The sequence below is a fragment of the Streptomyces sp. NPDC059785 genome (assembly GCF_042732375.1).
Taxonomy (GTDB): domain Bacteria; phylum Actinomycetota; class Actinomycetes; order Streptomycetales; family Streptomycetaceae; genus Streptomyces.
The window spans coordinates 1-22306 of the sequence record NZ_JBHWHV010000020.1 but is presented as its reverse complement, the minus strand read 5'-3'; the positions used below and the strand labels follow the sequence as shown (position 1 = coordinate 22306).

The window sequence follows — 22306 nt, the reverse complement described above, 5'->3', positions numbered from 1 at the left end:
ACCATGACGTCTTCGAAGCGAAACCGTGCCGAGGCCCTGCCCCAGGACCTCCAGGAGGCGCTGCGCCGCCGGCTCGCCGGACGGGCCGCCGCCGCACCGGGCGGAACCTCCCCGCGAGGCATCCCGCGCGCCGACCGGGACAGGCCGCTGCCGCTGTCCTTCGCCCAGCAGCGGCTGTGGTTCCTGGACCGGCTGCGTCCCGGCGACCCCCGCTACAACAGCGCGGTCGCCCTGCGCCTGACCGGACCGCTGGACACCGGCGCCCTCTCCCGCGCCCTGGACACCGTGGTCGCGCGGCACGACGCGCTGCGCACCACCTTCGAGGAGAACGGAGGGCGCCCGGCGCAGACCGTGCACCCGGCCGGTCCGGTGCCGCTGCCGGTGCGCGACCTCGCGCCCGGCGCCGATCTCGGCGACACTCTGCTCGCGGAGTACGACCGCCCCTTCGGCCTGGACACCGGACCGCTGCTGCGGGCCCTGCTGCTGCGTGAGCCGGACGGTGCGCACGTCCTGCTCCTGACGGCACATCACATCGTCACCGACGGCTGGTCGATGGGCGTGGTGCTGGACGAGCTGTGCACCGCCTACGACGCCCTGGCGCGGGGCGCGGCGCCGGACCTGCCGCCGGTGGCGACGCAGTACCCGGACTTCGCGGTGTGGCAGCGCGAACAGCTCGCCGGACCCGGCCTGGACCGCCGGCTCGACTACTGGAAACGGCAGCTGACCGGATCCGTGCCGCCGCGGCTGCCGCTCGACCGGCCCCGCGGCGGAGAGGAGTCCGGAGCGGGCGCCACCCTCTCCTTCAGCGTCCCGGCCGACATCACCGCCCGGCTGCGGGCCCTCGCCGCCGAACAGCACACCACCCTGTTCGCCGCCCTCGTCGCCGCCTGCCAGGCGCTCCTGGCCCGCTGGTCGGGACAGGACGACAGCACCGTCGGCTCCCTCGCGCCGGGACGCTCCCGCACCGATCTGGAGCGCGCCGTCGGCTTCTTCGCCGACACCGTCGTCCTGCGCACCCCCGTCGACGCCGCCGGCTCCTTCCGCGACCTGCTCGGGGCCGCCGCGACCACCGTCAACGACGCCTTCGCGCACGCCGACACCCCCTTCGAGCGGCTGGTGGAGGCCGTGGGCGCGCCCCGCGAGGCGGGCCGCAACCCGCTGTTCGACGTGATGGTGCTGCTCCACCCGGCCCCGCCCGTCGCCCCCGCCCTGCGCGACCTGACCGCCTCCCCGGTCGCCGTGCCCCGGCAGGCGGCCACCTTCGACCTCAGCATCGAGTTCGTCCCCGACGGGGACGGTCTCACCGGCCTGCTGGAGTACCGCACCGACCTCTTCGACGCGGAGACGGTCCGGCGGACGGCCGGCCAACTGCTGCGCGTCCTGGACGGCGCGGCCACCACCCCCGACCGTCCGCTGGGCGCCCTGCCCCTGCTCGGCCCGGACGAGGCCCGGCGCATCATCCATGAGTGGAACCCGACCGCCAGGCCCGCCCCCGCCACCACCGTGCCGGAGATGTTCGCCCGGCAGGCGGCCCGCACCCCGCAGGCCACCGCCCTGGTCGCGGGGGACGAGCGCCTCGACTGCGCGACGCTCGACGCCCGCGCCGACCGGCTCGCCCGCCACCTGATCGCGCGGGGCGCCGGTCCCGAACGCCTCGTCGCGCTGCGGCTGCCGCGCACCGCCGACATGATCGTGGCGCTGCTCGCCGTCTGGAAGTCCGGCGCCGGTTATCTGCCGCTGGACCCCGCGCTGCCCGAGGAACGCGTCCGGTTCCTGCTGGACGACGCACGCCCCGCCCTCGTCCTGGACGAGGCCGCGCTGCGCGCGGTGCCGGAGGTCCCCGCGGACACCGCCCCGCTCGCCCCGCCGGACCCTGACACCACCGCGTACGTGATCTACACCTCCGGCTCCACCGGCCGCCCCAAGGGCGTCGCCGTCTCCCACCGCTCGCTCACCCGGCTGCTCGCCGCGCACCGCGAGGGGTTCGTCGCCGAGGCGGGCGGCGGCCCGCTGAACGTGGCGCTGACCGCCTCGTTCTCCTTCGACACCTCCCTCGAAGGCGTGCTGCTGATGGCCGAAGGCCACCCGCTGCACCTGGTGGACGAGACGACCCGGCTGGACGCCGCCGCCCTGGTCGAGTACGTCGTCGCCCACCGCATCGACTTCCTCGACCTGACCCCGTCCTACCTGCGCCAGCTGCTGCCCGCCGGGCTGCTCACCGACCCCCGGCACCACCCGCGCGTCCTCATGCTCGGCGGCGAGGCGATCGGCGCGACGCTGTGGCGCGAGCTGGCCGCCCACCGGGACGTGGCCGCGTACAACTTCTACGGCCCCACCGAGTGCACGGTCGACGCGCTGGCCTGCCGGATCGAGGGTGACGGACGCCCGCTCGTGGGACGTCCGCTGCCCGACGTCCGGGCCTACGTCCTCGACGGGCGGCGCCGGCCGGTGCCGCCCGGTGTCGGCGGCGAACTGTATCTGGCGGGCGGGCAGCTGGCCCGCGGCTACGCGAACCGGCCGGGGCTGACCGCCGCCCGCTTCGTCGCCGACCCGTACGGGCCGCCCGGGACCCGGATGTACCGGACCGGCGACCTGGCCCGCTGGACCGCCGACGGGCGCCTGGACTACCTCGGGCGCGCCGACGACCAGGTGAAGGTGCGCGGCCACCGCATCGAGCCCGGCGAGATCGAGGCGGCGCTCCTCGACCTGCCGGACATCGGCGCCGCCGCGGTCGTCGCCCTGCCCGACGCGCACGGCCATCTGCGGCTGGCCGCCTACCTCGTACCGGCCACGGGCGCCGAGCCGCCCGCCGCCGCGGAGCTGCGGGCGGCCTGCCGCCGTGTCCTGCCCGACCACATGGTGCCGTCGTCGTTCACGGTCCTCGCCGCGCTGCCGATGACCACCAGCGGCAAGCTGGACCGCCGTGCCCTGCCCGCCCCCGACCTCGAAGCCGCTCCGCGCGAGCGGGAGTTCGTCGCGCCGCGCACCCCGGAGGAGGAGACGCTCGCCGGGATCTGGGCCGAGGTGCTAGGGGTGTCGAGAGTGGGCGTCACCGACAATTTCTTCGAGCTCGGCGGCGACTCCATCCTCTCCATCCAGGCCGTCTCCCGCGCCCGCGCGGCCGGGCTGCACCTGACCTCCCGGGACGTCTTCCGCCACCAGACCGTCGCCGACCTGGCCGCCGCCGCCTCCCGGCGCACCGCCGACGCACCCGCGCCCGCGCGGCCGTACACCGGCGGGCCCGCGCCGCTGGCCCCGGTCCAGGAGTGGTTCGCCGCCACGCACGGCGAACCGGACGGGCGGCTGCGTCACTTCGGCATGTCCCTGCTGCTCGACCTGCCGTACGACGTGGACGAGCCCGCGCTCGGCCGTGCCGTGGAGGCGCTGGCCGCCCACCACCCGGCGCTGCGCACCCGCTTCGAGCGCACCGGCGAGGGCTGGCAACAGCATCCAGGGGCGGGCTCCGCCACCGGGCTGCTGGCCCGCCACGACCTGTCCGGCGCCGCCGACCTCCCGGCCGCCCGCGCCGAGGCCGCCGACGCCGCCCGCGCGGGACTGGACCCGGCGACGGGCGCCCTGCTGCGCGCCGCCCTGCTGCTGCTCCCGCCCGGCGGACGGCCCCAACTGTTCGTCACCGCCCACCACTTGGCCGTGGACAGCGTCTCCTGGCGGATCCTCCTCGCCGACCTGGAGACGGCCTACCGGCAGGCGGCGGCCGGGGAGCCGGTCCGGCTGGAGCCCGTGGCGACGCCGTTCGCCCACTGGGCCGCGCACCTGTCCCGCCGGGTACGGGCCGGCGACCTGGACGCCGACCTGCCGTACTGGACGGCCGAGGCCGCCGAACCCCGTACCCCGCTGCCCGTGGACCGCCCTGGCACCCCGCTCGCCGGATCCGTGCGCACCGTCCGCACCCGCGTGGACCGCGCCACCACCGAGGCGCTGCTGCGCCAGGTGCCCGCCGTCTACCGCACCCAGGTCAACGACGTGCTGCTCAGCGCGCTCGGCCGGGTTCTCGCCGACTGGACCGGCGCCGAACGGGTCACCGTCGCGCTCGAGGGCCACGGACGCGAGGACGACACTCTCGACCTGTCCCGTACGGTGGGCTGGTTCACCAGCCAGTACCCCGTCACCCTCACTCCGGCCGGACCGGCCGGCGCTCCCGACTGGGGCGCCACGCTCAAGGCCGTCAAGGAGCGGCTGCGGGCCGTGCCCCGGCAGGGCCTGAGCCACGAGGCGCTGGCCCGGCTCGGCTCGCCCGACCCGGCCGCCCGCGCCCTGCGCGAACTGCCGCTGCCGCAGGTGTGCTTCAACTACCACGGCCAGTGGGACACCGCCGCCGGAGCCGACTTCGCCCCCGCCGCCGAGGTGCCCGGGCGGGAGACGGCCGCCGACGAACCCCTCGACCACCTGCTCGACATCTCGGCCGTGGTCGCCGACGGCGAGCTGGAGATCACCTGGCACCACAGCGACCGCACGCACGACACGGAGACCGTACAAAACCTGGCGGACGGCATGGTGGCGGCGCTGACCGCGATCGCCGAGCACTGCGCCCGCCCGGACGCCGGCGGCCGCACCCCCTCCGACTTCCCCCTCGCCCGCCTCGACCAGGCGGGTGTGGACCGGCTGGCGGGTGACGGCCGCCGGGTGGCGGACCTCCTTCCGCTCACCCCGCTCCAGGAAGGCATGCTCTTCCACCGCCTGGTCGGCGGCCCCGACGACGTGTACGTGGACCAGGCCGCCCTGTTCCTGGACGGCGTGGCCGACCCGCACGCCTTCGCCCGCGCCTGGCAGCGGGTCACCGACCGGACGCCCGCCCTGCGCACCTCGGTGGTCTGGCAGGACGTGCCCGTGCCGCTCCAGGTCGTGCACCGCGAGGTCCGGGTGCCGGTCACCCATCTCGACTGGCGGGAGGTGCAGGAGGCGGAGCGCGCCGAACGGCTCGACCGGCTGCGCTCCGAGGACCTGGCCCAGGGCATCGACCTCACCGCCGCGCCGCTGATGCGGCTCACCCTGATCCGGCTGCCCGACGCCCGACTGCACCTGCTGTGGACCTCCCACCATCTGATCCTGGACGGCTGGAGCCTGGCGCAGGTGCTGACGGAGGTGTGCGAGGAGTACGCGGCGCTCACCGCCGGGACCGAGTACCGGCCGCCCGTGCGGCGGCCCTTCGCCGACTACGTGCGCTGGCTGGCCGAGCAGGACACCGGCGCCGCGCGGGCGCACTGGCAGCGGGTCCTCGACGGCTTCGCCACCCCGACCCCGCTGCCCGCCGACCGCCCCCTGACCGGCGCCCACGAGGCCCGGTCGGCCGGCGTCCACACCGTCGAGCTGTCCGAGGGGGCGTCCGCGGCGCTGGCCCGCAGCGCCCGGGACGCCGGACTGACCGTGAACACCGTGGTGCAGGGCGCCTGGGCGCTGCTGCTGTCCCGCTACGGCGCCGAACCCGACGTGGTGTTCGGCACCACCGTCTCGGGCCGCCCCGACGAACTGCCGGGCGTGGAGTCGATGGTGGGCATGTTCATCAACACCGTGCCCACCCGCGTCCGGGTCGACGGCCGCCGTGCCGCCGCCGGCTGGCTGCGCGAACTCCAGGACGCGCAGGCCGAGTCGAGGCGCTTCGCCGCCGTCTCCCTGGCCGAACTGACCGCCCTGAGCGACGTGCCCTCCGGCACCCCGCTCTTCCACAGCATGGTCGCCTTCGAGAACTACCCCTTCGACGCGGCCCGCACCTCCGGCTCCGGCGTCCGTCTGGTGGACGTCGCCTCCCGCGACGCCACCAACTATCCACTGGTGCTCCGCGCCTACCAGGGCGAACGGCTCGGCTTCGACCTCGCCCACGACCCGGCGTTCTTCGACGCCGCCACCGTCCGCGCGCTCGCCGACCGGCTGTGCCTGCTGCTCACGGAGCTCGCGGAGAACCTCGACCGGCCCCTGCGCGCCCTGGCCTGGACGACCGCGGACGAGCGGGCGTCCGCCCGTTCCCGGGTCGCCGGGCCCGGCCGTCCGGCCGACACCCTGGTCGACCTCTTCGAGGCCCAGGCGGCCCGTACCCCCGATGCCACCGCCGTCACCTGCGGCGCCGACCGACTCGACTATGCCGCGCTCGACGCGGCGGCGAACCGGCTCGCCCACCGCCTCGCCGAGGAGGGCGCCGGACCCGAGCGGTACGTGGCGCTCGCGCTGCCCCGCTCCACCGACCTCGTCGTGGCGGTCCTGGCCGTCCTGAAGACGGGCGCCGCCTATCTGCCGATCGACCCGAAGTCACCCGCCGAACGCGTCGCCCACCTGCTGTCCGACGCCCGGCCCGTGACCCTGGTGACGACCGGCCGGACGCAAGGTGGCGCGGTGCCGCTGCTGGCGCTGGACGACCCCGGCGTCCGCGCCGACCTCGCCCGCCGCCCGGCCACCGGCCCCGACCGGGCCCACCGTCCGCTGCCGGAGAGCCCCGCCTACGCCATCTACACCTCCGGCTCCACCGGCCGCCCGAAGGGCGTGGTCATCCCGCACGCGGGCGTGGTCCGGCTGTTCACGAGCACCCGCCACTGGTTCGGCTTCGACGAGAACGACGTGTGGACACTGTTCCACTCCTACGCCTTCGACTTCTCCGTGTGGGAGCTGTGGGGCCCGCTGCTGCACGGCGGCCGGCTCGTCGTCGTGCCCGACGACACGGCGCGCTCCCCGGAGGACTTCCTGCGCCTGCTCGCCGACGAGCGGGTGACCGTCCTCAACCAGACCCCGTCCGCCTTCTACCCGCTGATCCGCGCCGACGCAGAACACCCCGGCCTGAGCGCGCGCCTGGCCCTGCGCACCGTGGTCTTCGGCGGCGAGGCACTGGACGTCGACCGCCTCGCCGACTGGTACACCCGGCACGGCGACACCGCCCCGTGCCTGGTCAACATGTACGGCATCACCGAGACCACCGTGCACGTCACCCACCAGCCGCTGGACCGCACGACCGGCCGCACCGGCGCCGCGAGTCCCATCGGCACCGCGATACCCGACCTGCGCGTGTACGTCCTGGACGCCGACCTGGCCCCCGTACCGTCCGGAGCCGTCGGCGAGATGTACGTGGCCGGGGAGGGCCTGGCGCGCGGCTATCTCGGCCGCCCCGGACTGACCGCCGCCCGCTTCCTCGCCGACCCGTTCGGCGGGCCGGGGGAGCGGATGTACCGCACCGGCGACCGGGCCCGCCGCCGCGCCGACGGCACCCTGGAGTACCTGGGCCGCACCGACCAGCAGGTGAAGATCCGCGGCTACCGCATCGAGCCCGGCGAGATCGAGGCCGCGCTGCACACTCACGCGGGCGTCGGCGCCGCGGCGGTGGGCGTGTACGAGGACGGCTCCGGGACCCGGCGCCTGGTGGCCCACGTCGTCGGCCGCGGCGCCGACGGGCCGCCGACCGCCGCCGAACTCCGCGCCCACCTGGAACAACTGCTGCCCGCGCACATGGTGCCCGCCGCCTACGTGCCACTGGCCGCCCTGCCGCTGACCGTCAACGGCAAGCTCGACCGGCGCGCGCTGCCCGCCCCCGGACCCGACGGCTTCGCCACCGGCGCCGCACGCACAGCGCCGCGCACCCCCGCCGAGCGAGCGGTGGCCGCAGCCTGGGCCGACGTCCTCGACACCGACGGGATCGGCGCCGACGACGACTTCTTCGCCCTCGGCGGCGACTCCATCCTCGCCGTGCGCGTCGTCTCCCGGCTGCGCGCGGCCTTCGCCGCGGACGTCTCGCCCCGGCTGCTGTTCACCCACCCGACCGTCGCCGCCCTCGCCGCCGAACTCGGCGACCCGGCGGACGGCGACGGCGCACCGGCCGACACCATCCCGGCCGCCGACCCGGACGGCCCGGCGCCGCTGTCGTACGCGCAGCAGCGGCTGTGGTTCCTCGACCGCTTCGAGCCGGGCGGCTCCGAGTACACGACGCTGTCGGTGCTGCGGCTGCGCGGCCCGCTCGACACGGGCGCCCTGCGCGCCGCCCTCGACGGACTCGTGGCCCGGCACGAGGCACTGCGCACGACGTACGCCGAACAGGACGGCCGGGCCCGGCAGTTCGTGCACCCGCCGTACCCGGTGGACCTGCCGGTCGAGGACCTCACCGGCGCCCCCGAGCAGTTGGACGCCCTCGTGGAGCGCGAGGGGACCCGGCCCTTCGACCTGGGCACCGGACCGCTGCTGCGGGCCCGGCTCGCACGACTCGCCGACGATGAGCACGTGCTCATCCTGGCCGTGCACCACATCGCCACCGACGGCTGGTCGACCGGCGTGCTCGGCCGCGACCTGGCCGAGCTGTACACCGCCGCCCACGACGGACGGGCTCCCCTGCTGCCCGAACTGCCCGTGCGGTACGCCGACTTCGCCGCCTGGCAGCGCACCCGTACGCGAAAAATGGACGACCAACTCGCGTACTGGCGCGAGGCGCTGGACGGCGTCGCGCCGCTGGAGCTGCCCACCGACCGGCCGCGGCCCGCCGTGCGCACCCGGGACGGGGCGCTGGTGACCTTCCACCTCCCCGCCGGGCTGACCGAGCGGCTGCGCGCCACCGGCCGGGACGCGGACGCCACCCTCTACATGACCCTGCTGACCGCCTGCACGGTCCTGCTCTCGCGCTGGGCGGACCAGGAGGACGTCGCCGTCGGCACCGTCACGGCGGGCCGCGAGCGGCCCGAACTCCACGACGTGGTCGGCATGTTCGTGAACACCCTGGTCCTGCGCAACCGGGTGGAGCCGGGCGCGTCCTTCCGTACGCTCCTCGAACGGGTGCGCACCACCGTCCTGGAGGCCTTCGCCCACCAGGACGTGCCCTTCGAGCAGTTGGTGGACGCCCTCCAGCCGGAACGGGACACCAGCCGCACCCCGCTGTTCCAGGTCATGGTCGCGCTGCACAACCTGGGCGCCGAGGTGCCCGGACTGCCGGACCTGGCCGTGGAGCCCCTGACCCCGCCGGTCCGGCACGCCACCTTCGACCTCTCCTTCGACTTCGTGGAGAGCGACGGCGGCGTCACCGGCTACCTGGAGTACAGCACCGGCCTGTTCGACGCGGACACCGCCGAACGCCTCGCCGCACAGCTGCGGCTGCTGCTCGAAGCCGCCGCCGAGGACCCGCACCGGGACGCCGCCGCGCTGCCGCTGATGACGGCCGCCGAACGCCGCCAGGTGCTCCAGGACTGGCAGGCCCCGCGCCCGCTCCTGGCGGACGCGACCTTCCCCGCCCTGTTCGAGGCCCAGGTGGCGCGCACGCCCGGCGCCACCGCCCTGGTCGCCCGCGACGCCACGCTCGACTTCGCCGCACTGGACGGGCGCGCCAACCGGCTGGCCCACCACCTGATCGCGCGGGGCGTCGGCCCCGAGCGCGTGGTCGCCGTACGGCTGCCGCGCACCTCGGAGCTGCTGGTGGCCCTGTTCGCCGTGCTCAAGGCGGGCGGCACCCTGCTCTGCCTCGACACCGACCTGCCCGAGGAGCGCCTCGACTTCCTGCTGCGGGACGCCGCGCCGCGCACGGTCCTGACGGCCGACGCGCTGCGCGAGGTGCCCTGGGACCGGCTGCCCGCGCACGCCCCCACCGACGCCGACCGGCTCGCCCCCCTGCACCCCGCCCACGCCGCCTACCTCATCTACACCTCCGGCTCCACCGGCCGCCCCAAAGGCGTCACGGTGGAACACCGCCACCTGGCCAACCTCTGCCACGACCACCGCGAAGGGCTCGTCGCCCCGCACACCGCGGACGGCCGCCGGCTCAGGGCCGCGCTCAGCGCCTCGTTCTCCTTCGACACCTCCTGGGAGGGACCGCTGCTGCTCGCCCTCGGCCAGCAGCTCCACCTGATCGACGAGGACGTCCGTCTGGACCCGGAGGCGTACTGCGCCCAGATCCGCGACCAGGAACTCGACCTGGTCAACGTCACCCCGTCCTTCCTGCGCGAGCTCACCGCCGCCGGACTCCTCGCCCCCGGCCGCCACCACCCGCGCGTCCTGCTGGTCGGCGGCGAGGCCGTCGGCCCCGACGCCTGGCGCGAACTGTGCGCGGCCCAGACCGACTTCGGCCTCACCGCGTACAACATGTACGGGCCCACCGAGACCACCGTCGACGCCGTCTACGGCCGCTGCGCCGACCGTCCCGACCGCCCGGTCATCGGCCGTCCGGGCCGCGGCGTGCGCGCCTACGTCCTGGACGGCGCCCTGCGCCCGGTCCCGCCCGGGGTGCCCGGTGAGCTGTACCTCGCCGGGGCGCAGGTGGCGCGCGGCTATCCGAACCGGCCGGGACTGACCGCCGCCCGCTTCCTCGCCGACCCGTTCGGCGCACCGGGGGAGCGGATGTACCGCACCGGCGACCGGGCCCGCTGGGACGCCGACGGACGCCTGGAATTCCTCGGCCGGGCCGACGAACAGGTCAAGATCCGCGGGTTCCGCATCGAACCCGGCGAGATCGAGGCCGCGCTCCTCGCCCACCCGGACGTCGCCGACACCGCGGTGGCCGCCCGCGAGCACGCCGGGCGCACCATGCTCGTCGCCTACCTGGTGCCCGCCGGTGACCGCACCCCGCCCGCCGACGAACTGCGGGTGCGGCTGCGCCGGAGCCTGCCGGACCACATGGTGCCCGCCGCGTTCGTCCCGCTGACCCGCATCCCGCGCACCAGCAGCGGCAAGACCGACCGGCGCGCGCTGCCCGCCCCGCCGGACCGGCCCGACAGCGGCACCCCGTACGTGGCCCCGCGCCCCGGCACCGAGGAACGCCTCGCCGCCATCTGGGCCGACGTGCTGGGCGTGGAACGGGTGGGCGCCCGGGACAATTTCTTCGCGCTCGGCGGCGACTCGATCCTCTCCATCCAGATCGTCTCCCGCGCCCGCCGCGCGGGTCTCGCGCTGACGACGAAGGACGTCTTCCGCCATCAGACGGTCGCCGAACTCGCTTTGTGCGTAGGCGAGTCGCGTCCTGCGGAGGGCGTGGTTGCGGACGCCGCCCCGCCCGCCGAGGCGCCGCTCACCCCCATCCAGCGCTGGTACCTGGACGGCCGGAGCCCCGGCGACGCGCTGCGCTTCACCATGACCCAGCGTCTGGCACTGGCCCCCGGCACCGACCTCGCGGCCTTCGAGCAGGCGGTCGACGCCGTCGTGCGCCGCCATCCGGCGCTGCGGACCCGGTTCCTGCGGACCGGCGACGGCTGGCGCCAGGAGGTGCTGCCGCAGGCACCGGAGGGTGTGTTCACCCGGCACGTGGTGGAGCAGGAGGACGAGGTGCAGCGGCTCGCGGAGGTCGCGCAGCTCTCCCTCGATCCCCTCGCGGGCCGGGTGGTCCGGGCCCTGGTCCTCGACCGCGGCCCCGACCACCCCGCCGAACTGGTCGTCACCGTGCACCACCTGGTGGTGGACGGCGTCTCCTGGCGGATCCTGCTCGCCGACCTCGAAAGCGCCCACCGCGCCGCCGCGGCCGGACGGCCCGTCAAGCTGCCCCCGGCCGGTACCGCGTACGGCCACTGGGCCGACCGCCTCCAGCGGCACACCCGCTCCGGCGCCCTGGACGCCGACCTCGCGTACTGGACGCGCACCGGCAGCGCCCCGGCCGCCGCCCTGCCCGCCGGCCGCCCCGGCCCCGACACCTACGGCTCCGCAGCCACCGTCACGGTCACGCTGGCCCCCGAGGAGACCGAGGCGCTGCTGCGCCAGGTCCCCGACGTCTACCGCACCCAGGTCAACGACGTGCTGCTCAGCGCGCTCGGCCGCACCCTGGCCCGCTGGTGCGCCCGCGACACCGTACTGATCGGGGTCGAGGGACACGGCCGGGAGGACCTGTTCGAGGACCTGGACCTCTCGCGCACCGTCGGCTGGTTCACCGCCGAGTTCCCCCTCGCCCTGACCGTCCGGCCCGGCGCCGGCTGGCGCGACACCCTCCGCTCCGTCAAGGAACAGCTGCGCTCGGTCCCGCTGCACGGACTGAGCCACGGCGCCCTGCGCCACCTGCTGCCGGACAGCCCCCTCGCGGACGCCCCACAGCCGCAGGTCGGCTTCAACTACCACGGCCAGTGGGACGCGGGCGACGCCGACGGCACCGGCCTGTACCGGGCCGCGCTCCCGCCGGCCGGACGCGACACCGACCCCGACGCCCCGCGGCCCTACCTGCTCGACATCACGGGCGTGGTCCAGGGCGGCCGGCTCGAACTCGGCTTCACCTATCCGCCCGGCGTCTACGACGAGTCCACCGTGCGGGAGCTGGCCGAACAGACGCGCACGGCGCTGCGCGAGATCGTGGCGCACTGCGCCGAGCCGGAGGCGGGCGGCCGCACGCCCTCCGACTTCCCGCTCGCCGGCCTCACCCAGGACCGGCTCGACCGGCTGGTGGGCGACGGACGGCGGATCGCCGACGTCCTGCCGCTGACCCCGCTCCAGTCCGGCATGCTCTTCCACGGCCTGGTCGACACGGCCGGGGCGTACTTCGACCGCACGGCGGTACGGCTGACCGGCGTCGCCGATCCGCGGGCGTTCGCGGCGGCCTGGCAGCAGGTCGCCGACCGCACCCCGGCCCTGCGCACCGCCGTCCACTGGCAGGGCCTGCCGCACCCCGTGCAGCTCGTGCACCAGCGCGTGGAGCTGCCCGTCACCCACCTGGACTGGCGCGGGCTGACCCCCGGGGAACGGGCGGACGCGACCGAGCGGCTGCTCGCCGAGGACCGCGCCGCGGGCATGGACCTGACCACCGCACCCCTCACCCGCGTCACCCTCGCCGCCCTGACCGGCGACGAGGTCCTGCTGCTGTGGTCCTCCCACCATCTGATCCTCGACGGCTGGAGCACCGGGCAGCTCCTCACCGAGGTGTGCGAGCGCTACGCCGCGCTCACCGGCGGCCAGGACGCCGCGCCGCCCGTGCGGCGGCCGTTCGCGGACTTCCTGCGCTGGCTGCGCGACCAGGACGAGGACACCGCCGAACGGCACTGGGCGGACACCCTTGCCGGTTTCACCGAGGCGACCCCGCTGCCGTACGACCGCGCGCCCGCCGAGGCGCACCGCGCCCGCTCGGCGCGCGCCGTCCACCACGAGCTGGACGAGGACGTGTCGCGGCGGCTGCGGGAGACGGCGGCCCGCGGCGGGCTGACCGTCAACACCGTGGTGCAGGCCGCCTGGGCGCTGCTCCTCGCCCGCTACAGCGGACGCCGTGACGTCGTCTTCGGCACGACCGTCTCCGGCCGCCCCGCCGAACTGCCCGGCGTGGACACCATGATCGGCATGTTCATCAACACCGTACCGACCCGGGTACGGGTCCCCGGCGGCGGTGTGCTGCCCTGGCTGCGCGGTCTCCAGGAGCGGCAGAGCGAGGACCGGCGCTTCGACTTCCTCGCGCTCTCCCGCATCCAGGCACTCGGTGAACTCCCGGCGGGGAACGCCCTGTTCGACAGCATGGTCGTCTTCGAGAACTACCCGGTCGACGAGTCGGCCGCCGCCAGGACCGGCGTGCACGTGGCGGAGGTGCGCGCCGACGACGCCACCACCTTCCCGCTCTGCCTGCGCGCCCACCTCGCCGACCGGCTCGGCTTCGACCTGGCCTACGACGCCGCCCTCTTCGACCGCGCCACGGTGGAACGCGCCACCGGCCGGCTCGCCGCCCTGCTCACCCGGCTCGCGGACGGTCTCGACGGCGACGTGGACGACCTCGACCTGCTCACCGCCGGGGACCGGGAGCTGCTGGGCCGGTGGAACCGCACCGCCCGCCCGACGGCGCCGCGCAGCCCGGTCGACCTGTTCGCCGAGCAGGCCCGCCGCACCCCGGACGCCCTCGCGCTGCACGACGGCGAGCGCCGCGTGACCTACCGGGAGCTCGCCGACTGGTCCGACCGCGTGGCCGCCCGGCTGCGCACGGACGGCCTCGCCGCCGAGGACGGGGTGGCGCTGCTCATGGGCCGCTCCGCCGAACTCGTCGTCGCGCAGCTCGCCGTCCTCAAGGCGGGCGGCGCCTACGTACCGGTCGACGCCCGCGCCCCCGAGGAGCGGCGCCGGACGATGCTCGCGCAGGCGGGCGTCACGGCCCGGCTCACCGCCGGGGAGGTCACCGGGGCCCGGCGGATCCCCGTACCGGACACGGCCTTGGTCCCGGCGGACCCGGATCCGGACACGGCCGTCGTCCCCGCGGACCCCGACCGGCTGGCCTACGTCATGTTCACCTCCGGCTCCACCGGGGTGCCGAAGGCCGTGGCGGTGCGCCACCGCGACGTGGCGTCGCTGGCCACCGACGGCCGCTTCGCCGACGGGGTGTGCGAGCGGGTGCTGCTGCACTCGCCGGTCGCCTTCGACGCCGCCACCTTCGAGGTGTGGGCACCCCTGCTGACCGGCGGCTGCGTGGTCGTGGCCCCCGGGGAGACGGTGGACGCGGCCCTGCTGCGGCGGATCGCCGGTGACGGAGGGCTCACCGCCCTGTGGCTGACGGCCGGGCTCTTCCGGCTGCTCGCGCAGGACGCCCCGGACTGCTTCGCGGGCCTGCGCCAGGTGTGGACCGGCGGCGACGTGGTCCCCGCCGCGGCCGTACGCCGGGTCCTGGCCGCCTGCCCGGGACTGACCGTGGTGGACGGCTACGGGCCGACCGAGACCACGACCTTCGCCACCTCCCACGCCCTCGCCGACGCGACGGCCGTACCCGGCACCGTGCCCGTCGGCCGCCCGCTGGACGACAAACGCGTCCACGTCCTGGACGCCCGGCTGCGCCCCGTGCCACCGGGCTGCGCGGGCGAGCTGTACGTGGCGGGCGAAGGCGTGGCGCGCGGCTATCCGGGCCGCCCCGGCGAGACCGCCCGCCGCTTCCCCGCCGACCCCTACGGGCCGCCCGGCGCCCGGATGTACCGCACGGGCGACCTGGCCAGGCGCCGTCCGGACGGCACGGTCGAGTTCCTGGGCCGCGCCGACGACCAGGTCAAGATCCGCGGCTTCCGGGTCGAGCCCGGCGAGGTGGCGGCCGTCCTCGCGGCCCACCCCGGCGTCACGGACGTGACGGTCGCGGTCCGCGAGGACCGGCCCGGCGCCCGCCGCCTGGTCGCCTACGTCGTCGGCCCCGCCGGGGCGGACGCCGACGAGCTGCGCGCGTTCGCCCGCCGCACCCTGCCCGACTACCTGGTGCCCGCCGCGTTCGTCCCGCTGACGGCCCTCCCGCTGAGCGGCAACGGCAAGGTCGACCGCGCCGGACTCCCCGCGCCCGAGCCGGAGACCGGCACCGGCGGGGACACCCGCACCGCACCCCGCACCGAGGCCGAACGGCGTACCGCCGAGGTCTTCGCCGACGTGCTCGGTGTCGAACGGCCCGGCACCGGCGACGACTTCTTCGCCCTGGGCGGCGACTCGATCCTCAGCATCCGCCTCGCCTCCCGCCTGGCCGAGGAGTTCGGCACGCAGGTCTCCCCGCGCGCGGTGTTCACCCACCCGACGCCCGGCGCGCTCGCCGCGCTGCTCGCCGAGGAGCGCACCGCCGACGAGGACCGTCCCGCGCTGGTCCCGGTGGACCGGGACGCGGCGGTCCCGATGTCGTACGCGCAGCAACGCCTGTTCTTCCTGGAGGAGTTCGCGCCCGGCGGCAGCGAGTACGTCACCGCGCTCGCGCTGCGGCTGCGCGGCCGGCTCGACGTCTCCGCGCTCGCGGCGGCCCTGGGCGCGCTGGTGGCCCGGCACGAGTCGCTGCGCACCACCTTCGACACGGTGGACGGCCACGGCGTGCAGACCGTCCACCCGCCGCGGGAGGTGCCGCTGCCGCTGCACGACCTGTCCGCACTGCCCGCCGCCGAGCGCACGGCACGCCTGGACGAGCTGCTGGCGGCCGACCGCGCCCGGCCGTTCGACCTGCGGCAGGGGCCGTTGTTCCGCACCGGACTGATCCGGCTGGCCGACGGTGAACACGTCCTCGCCCTCACCCTGCACCACATCGTCACCGACGGCTGGTCCACGGCCGTCCTCACCGGCGACCTCGCCCACCTCTACCGGGCCGAACTCGACGCGGCCACCGGCCAGTTGCCGCCCCTTCCGGTGCAGTACGCCGACTACGCCCACTGGCAGCGCACCGCACCCGGCGGCGACCGGCAGCTCACCTACTGGAAGGAGCGGCTGGCGGGCCTGGAACCGCTGGAGCTGCCCACCGACCGGCCGCGCCCGCCGATCCGCACCCAGCGCGGTGCGACCGCCCGGCTCGCACTGCCGCCCGGTACCGCCCGCCGGCTCACCCAGGTCGGCCGGGACCGCGGAGCCACCCTCTTCACCACGCTCGTCGCCGCCGCCCAGACCTTCCTGGCCCGGCTGTCGGGAAGCCGGGACATCGCCGTCGGCACCGTCACCTCCGGCCGCGACCGGGCCGAGATCCAGCATCTCGTCGGGTTCTTCGTCAACACCCTGGTGCTGCGCTCGGAGGTGGACGGTGACCGCCCCTTCCCCGACTTCCTCGACGACGTACGCCGGACCGTGCTGGCCGCCCTCGAGCACCAGGAGGTGCCGTTCGAGCAGGTGGTGGACGAGGTGCAGCCGGTGCGCGACACCAGCCGCACCCCGCTGTTCCAGGTGATGGTGGTGCTCCAGAACACCCCGGCCGCGGGCCTGGACCTGCCGGGTCTGGAGGTCTCCGACATCGAGACGGAGCTCGAGAGCGCCGCGTTCGACCTCACCCTGGAGTTCGCCGAGGCCGACGACGGCGCGCTGCACGGCATGCTCACCTACAACACCGACCTGTTCGACACCGCCACGGCCGAGCGGATGGCCGACCAGCTCGCCACCCTGCTGACCGCCGTTGCCGACGACCCGCACCGCCCCCTCGGCGCCCTGCCGCTCGCCTCCGACGAGGAGCTCAAGGCCCTGCTCGACCAGGGACGGGGCACGGCCGGGGCGGTACCGGTGGCGACCCTGCCCGAACTCTTCGAACGGCAGGCGGCAAGCACCCCCGACGCGGTGGCACTGGCCGACGGCGACCGGCAGCTCTCGTACGCGGAGACGGACCGCGCCGCCAACCGGCTCGCGCACCGCCTGATCGCCCGCGGGGCGGGACCCGAGGAGATCGTCGCCCTGGCCCTGTCCCGCACCGCCGAGACGGTGGTGGCCCAGCTCGCCGTCGCCAAGGCGGGCGCCGCCTTCCTGCCCGTCGACCCCCACTACCCCGCCCAGCGGCGGGAGTTCATGGTGCGCGACGCGGGCGCCCGGCTCGTCCTCGACGACCCGGCGGACCTCTGGGCGGCGGACGGCCCGGACACCGCGCCCACGGACACCGACCGCACCGCACCCCTGACCCCCGACCATCCGGCGTACGTCATCTACACCTCCGGATCCACCGGCACGCCCAAGGGCGTCGTGGTGACCCACCGGGGACTCGCGGGCTTCGCCGCGGCCTGCGCCGAGCGGTACGCGGCGGGCCCCGGCGACCGGGTGCTCCAGTTCGCCTCGCCCAGCTTCGACGCCTCCGTCCTCGAACTGTGCACCTCCCTGCTGAGCGGCGCCGCCCTCGTCACCGGCGAGGAAGGGCCGCTGGTCGGCGAACGCCTCGCCCAGGTGCTCGCCGAGCGCCGCGTCAGCCACACCCTCATCCCGCCCGCCGCCCTTGCCACCGTGGCGCGGGAGACCGCGGGCGCCCTGCCCGACCTGCGCACCCTGATCGTCGGCGCCGAGGCGTGCCCGCCCGACCTCGTGGAACGGTGGGCACCGGGCCGACGCATGATCAACTCCTACGGGCCCACCGAGGCCACCGTCGTCGCCACCTGGACAGGACCGCTGAGCCCGTCCGCCGCCGCCCCGCCCATCGGCCGCCCGGCCGGCGCCACCCGCGTCCACGTCCTCGACGCCGCCCTGCGGCCCGTCCCGCCCGGCGTGACGGGGGAGCTGTACGTGGCGGGACCGGGCCTCGCCCGCGGCTATCTGCACCGCCCCGGGCTGACCGCCCGGCGGTTCGTGGCCGACCCGTTCGGCGCGCCCGGCGAGCGCATGTACCGCACCGGCGACCTGGTCCGCTGGGGCGCCGACGGCGAGCTGCGCTTCGCCGGACGCGCGGACGACCAGATCAAACTGCGCGGTTTCCGCATCGAGCCGGGCGAGGTGGAGAGCGAACTGCGGCGCGGCCCGCACGTGCGCGACGCGGTGGTCACCGTGCGCGCCGACGGCCCCGCGGGCCCCGGCCGGCTCGTGGCGTACGTCGTCCCCGCCCGCGGAGGTGTCGAGGAGTTCCCCGTCGCCGAGGTGCGCGAGCACCTCGCCGGGACGCTGCCGCCGCACATGGTCCCGGCGGTGTTCGTACCGCTGGAGCGGATCCCGCTCACCCCGAACGGCAAGACCGACCGGCGGGCCCTGCCCGCACCCGGGCCCGCGCACACGGCGGGCGGTACGCACACCCCGCCCCGCACCGACACCGAACGCCGGATCGCGCACGTCTGGTCCGATGTCCTGGGCGTCGACGGCATCGGCCGGGACGACAACTTCTTCCACCTCGGCGGCGACTCGATCTTGAGTATGCAGGTGGTCTCCCGGCTGCGCCGCGAGGGGCTGCACCTCGCCACCCGCGACCTGTTCACCCACCAGACCGTCGCCGAACTGGCCACCGTCGTCGGCGTCGCGCCCCGGCGCACCGGGGACGGCCCGGTGACCGGCGAGGTCCCGCTCACCCCGATCCAGGAGTGGTTCCTGACCACACCGCGCGCCGACCACACCCACTTCAACCAGTCGGCGCTGCTGGAACTCGACGGCGTCCCCGACCCGGCCGCCCTGGACACGGCCCTGGCCGCCCTGCTCGAACACCACGACGCCCTGCGCATGCGGTTCACCCGGGACGCCGACGGCTGGCACCAGTTCAACCCGCCGCCGGAGCCGGGCGACCTGCTCGTCCGGCACGACCTGACGGGACTGTCGCCACAGGACGCCGACACGGCCATGGAGAAGGCCGCCGACGACCTGCACACCGGCTTCGACCTCGGCCACGGCCCGCTGCTGCGGGCGGCCCTGTTCACCGGCGACGACAGCCGTCCGGTGTTCCTGCTCCTGGTCGGCCACCACCTCGTCGTGGACGCCGTCTCCTGGCGGATCCTCGCCGACGACCTGGAGGCCGCCTACCGGCAGTCCGTCCGCGGCGAACCCGTCGCCCTGGGGGAGCGCACCACCTCCTTCCGCGACTGGGCCCGCCGGCTCGCCGCCCACGTCGCCGACGGCGGCCTCGACCACGAACTGCCCTACTGGGAAGAGGCCGTGACCGCCGAGCCGCTTCCCCCCGCCCACGCCGACGGCACGGACGACGGCGACGACGCCGCGCTCACCGTGGAACTGGAGGAGGACGACACCACGGCCCTGCTGCGTGCCGCGCCCGCCGCCTACCGCACCCGCGTCAACGACGTCCTGCTGACGGCGCTTGCCCTGTCGCTGGCCCGCTGGACCGGGAGCGAGCGGGTCCGCCTGGACCTCGAAGGACACGGCCGCGAGGACGTGCTCGACGACGTCGACCTCTCCCGTACGGTCGGCTGGTTCACCACCGTGCACCCGGTCGCCCTGCGGATCCCCGAACCGGACGACCTCTCCGCCGCCCGGGACTGGCGGGCCCTGGTGAAGTCGGTGCGCCGCCAGCTGCGCGCCGTACCCGGCAACGGCCTCGGCTTCGGCGCCCTGCGGACCTTCGGACCGCCGGAGGTGCGTGAACGGCTCGGTGCGGGGGCACACGGGCAGGTGGTCTTCAACTACCTCGGCCAGTGGGACGCCCGCCCCGCCGCCTCAGGGGGTGGACTGGTCCGCACCGAGCACGGCTCCTTCGGACAGGACCACGACCCCCGGGACAGCGGTTCGCACCCGCTGGAAGTGGTCGGCGCGGTGCGGGACGGGCGCCTCGCCTTCACCTTCAACCACCGCTCCGGCGGCCTCGGCGCGGCGGCCGTACGGCGCGTCGCCGAGGAGTTCGCCCAAGCACTGCGCCACATCGCCCACCACGCGAGGGGCTGAGCGTCACCGGCCCCCGACCGCCTCCGACAGAACCTGAACCGGCCGAGTCCGCCGGACCGGCCCGACCGCACACACGACAGGAGAGCACGGCATGGACGAGAACACCCGCTACCAGGTGCTGCGCAACGACGAGGACCAGTACTCGCTCTGGCCGGTCGAGGTCGAGGTACCCGCGGGCTGGCAGCCCGTCGGCAAGGAGGGCACCGAGGAGGAGTGCTCCGCCCACGTCGACGAGGTGTGGACCGACATGCGCCCGCGCAGCCTGCGCGAGCGCATGCAGAACGCGCAGGCGTGATCCGCCCGCGTCCGAAGGACCGTGGGTGCGCGGGGACGGTGACCTCCGCCCCCGCGCACCCGCGGTCCGCACCCTCCCGGCACCGCCCGCCGACCCCGGGCGGCGTCCCGCGACCACGGCCCCCCGGCGTACCCGTTCCGTCCGCCCCGCCACCAGGAGCCCGCAGATGACACCCGCCCTGAGAACCGAACGGCTCGACTTCACGCCCTACCGCCCCGAGGACGAGGACCACTTCGTGGCCCTGCTCCAGGAGGAGCGGGTACGGCACTGGATGGGCCAGGGCCAGGTGCCCGACGCCGAACTGCGCGCCCTGTTCCGCGCCATCCTCACCGACGTCTACCCCACGCGGCGGTTCGACGTGTGGGGCCTGTGGCGGCAGGACACCTACGTCGGCCATGCGGAGGTCAAGCAGACCGGCAACGTCGACGGCCACGAACTCGTCGTCGCCCTCGCGCCCGGGTACTGGGGCCAGGGCATGGGCACCGAGGTCATCCGCGGCCTGCTGCGCCACGCCGCCGACGACCTCGGCCTGACCGAGGCGTACGGCATGGTGGGCGCGGAGAACACGGCGAGTCTCGCCCTGTGCAAAAGACTGGGCTTCCGCCATGTGCGGGACGTGACCGGCGACGACGGCACGGTGACCCAGATGGTCGTCATCTCCACCACGGGGGCGGCCTGAGCCCTCGGAGCACATGCGCTCAGAGCCCGTGATCTCAGGGGGTCAGCACGATCCTGCCGAACACCTCGCCCGCGTCCATCGCGCGGTGGGCCGCCGCCGCCCGGTCCAGCGGCAGCACCTCGTACACGCCATCCTGTGCAGCCGCTTCCCCCGGCCGCAGGAGCCGACAGTGCGCTCAGCGCGGGAGCGTCGAGGTGAGGCGCCGCAGCGCGGCCCGGCCGGGCGGGCCCCAGGTGGCTTTGCCGCCCAGGCGGCCGTGGACGCCCGCCTCGCCGATGAGGACGCAGGCGAACGCCTTGAGCACCGCCCAGCCGCGGGCGCGGCGAAGGGTCGCCGGGTCCGGGGCCGGCCGGTAGGCGGCGTGGAACCGGCCGGCGGCGCCGTCCGGCAGCAGCAGCCACGCGGCGGCGAGATCGCAGGCCGGATCACCCGCGAAGAGGTCGCCGAAGTCGATCACGCCGCAGAACGTGCCGTCCGCCGTGAGGACGTTGGCCGGATGCAGGTCACCGTGCAGCCACAGCGGCGGCCCGGCCCACTCGGGCGCGGCGACGGCGTCCTCCCACACGGCACGTACGGCGTCCGGGTCGGAGATCAGCCCCGCTTCGGTGACCGAGGCCAGCCCCCGTTCGAAGCCCTCGGCCTGCCCGGTCAGCGGCCCGCCGCGGTCGCGTCCGGCCGGTGCTCCGTCGGGAGCGGGCCGGTGCAGGGCGGTGAGGAACGCGGCCAGGGTGTCGGCCGCCTCCGCGGCGCGTGTGGCGGGGGCACGGTCGGCGGGCGTTCCCCGTACCCAGGTGGTGACGATCCAGGGCCGCGGGAACCGTTCGGAGGGCTCGCCGAGGCGCTGCGGGACGGGGACCGGCAGGGGCAGCCGCGGGGCGAGCGCGGGCACGTGGGCGTGCTCCTTGCGCAGCAACTCGTCCGCGGAATCGGTGGCCCAGGGCAGTCGTACGGCCAGGTCGTCGCCGAGCCGCCACAACTGGTTGTCCCAGCCGCGCGGGCCGAGCCTCACGGGCCGGTCGGCCAGGTCGGGATGCTGGTCGCGCAGTAACTCCCGTATCAGTTCCGCGGTCATCTCGATCTCGCTGTGGGTCATGCGGAGCCACGATAGCCGGGCGGTGATCCACTGCCCGTGACACGGCACGGCACCATCCGCGGGTGGTCGTGGCGTTCCGTCGTGCGCGGGCACCGTGCCCGCCCGCATCGGGACACCGGCCCCACGCTCCCAGAGGCCCGTCGGCGCACGGTGGTTGCCGCTCCTCCCGTCCGGGCGGGACCGCTACCACCAGGGAGGCAGGGATGACGATGGATCGCCGACAGCTGACGGCCGCCGGGCACCGACTCCGTAACCGGGGTGGGGGCCCCGCCCCGCCGGCCGGCCCCCCCCCCAGCCCCCCCCAAACCCCCGCCCCCACGGACCCCAG

The 22306-nt window shown here is 75.7% G+C and carries 4 protein-coding genes; 3 read left to right on the top strand and 1 reads right to left on the bottom strand.

The features are described 5' to 3' along the window. Positions 1-3 precede the first annotated feature (3 nt). The 3 genes from ACFV6E_RS17325 to ACFV6E_RS17315 all read left to right on the top strand — a co-directional run bounded on the left by ACFV6E_RS17325 (position 4) and on the right by ACFV6E_RS17315 (position 20885). Positions 4-19911 carry a non-ribosomal peptide synthase/polyketide synthase gene (locus tag ACFV6E_RS17325; protein ID WP_385462468.1) on the top strand — a complete coding sequence of 6636 codons (19908 nt, stop codon included), beginning with the start codon at positions 4-6 and terminating at the stop codon, positions 19909-19911. Between the two features lie 91 nt (positions 19912-20002). Continuing rightward, positions 20003-20206, top strand: a complete 204-nt coding sequence (locus ACFV6E_RS17320; protein ID WP_385173583.1) for an MbtH family protein — start codon at positions 20003-20005, stop codon at positions 20204-20206. A gap of 166 nt (positions 20207-20372) precedes the next feature. Beyond that, entirely contained in the window at positions 20373-20885 is a 513-nt protein-coding gene (locus ACFV6E_RS17315; protein WP_385462465.1) for a GNAT family N-acetyltransferase, read from the top strand. Positions 20886-21060: 175 nt separating this feature from the next. Here ACFV6E_RS17315 and ACFV6E_RS17310 read toward each other — a convergent pair whose 3' ends face one another. Beyond that, complete coding sequence (locus ACFV6E_RS17310; protein ID WP_385462462.1) at positions 21061-21978, bottom strand: aminoglycoside phosphotransferase family protein; 918 nt, start codon at positions 21976-21978, stop codon at positions 21061-21063. Positions 21979-22306 lie beyond the last annotated feature (328 nt).

What these genes read in the sequence shown, in the direction of transcription:
- ACFV6E_RS17315 (WP_385462465.1), top strand. Translation starts at nt 20,373, where the DNA reads ATGACACCCGCCCTGAGAACCGAACGGCTCGACTTCACGCCCTACCGC.
- ACFV6E_RS17325 (WP_385462468.1), top strand. Translation starts at nt 4, where the DNA reads ATGACGTCTTCGAAGCGAAACCGTGCCGAGGCCCTGCCCCAGGACCTC.
- ACFV6E_RS17320 (WP_385173583.1), top strand. Translation starts at nt 20,003, where the DNA reads ATGGACGAGAACACCCGCTACCAGGTGCTGCGCAACGACGAGGACCAG.
- ACFV6E_RS17310 (WP_385462462.1), bottom strand. Translation starts at nt 21,978, where the DNA reads ATGACCCACAGCGAGATCGAGATGACCGCGGAACTGATACGGGAGTTA.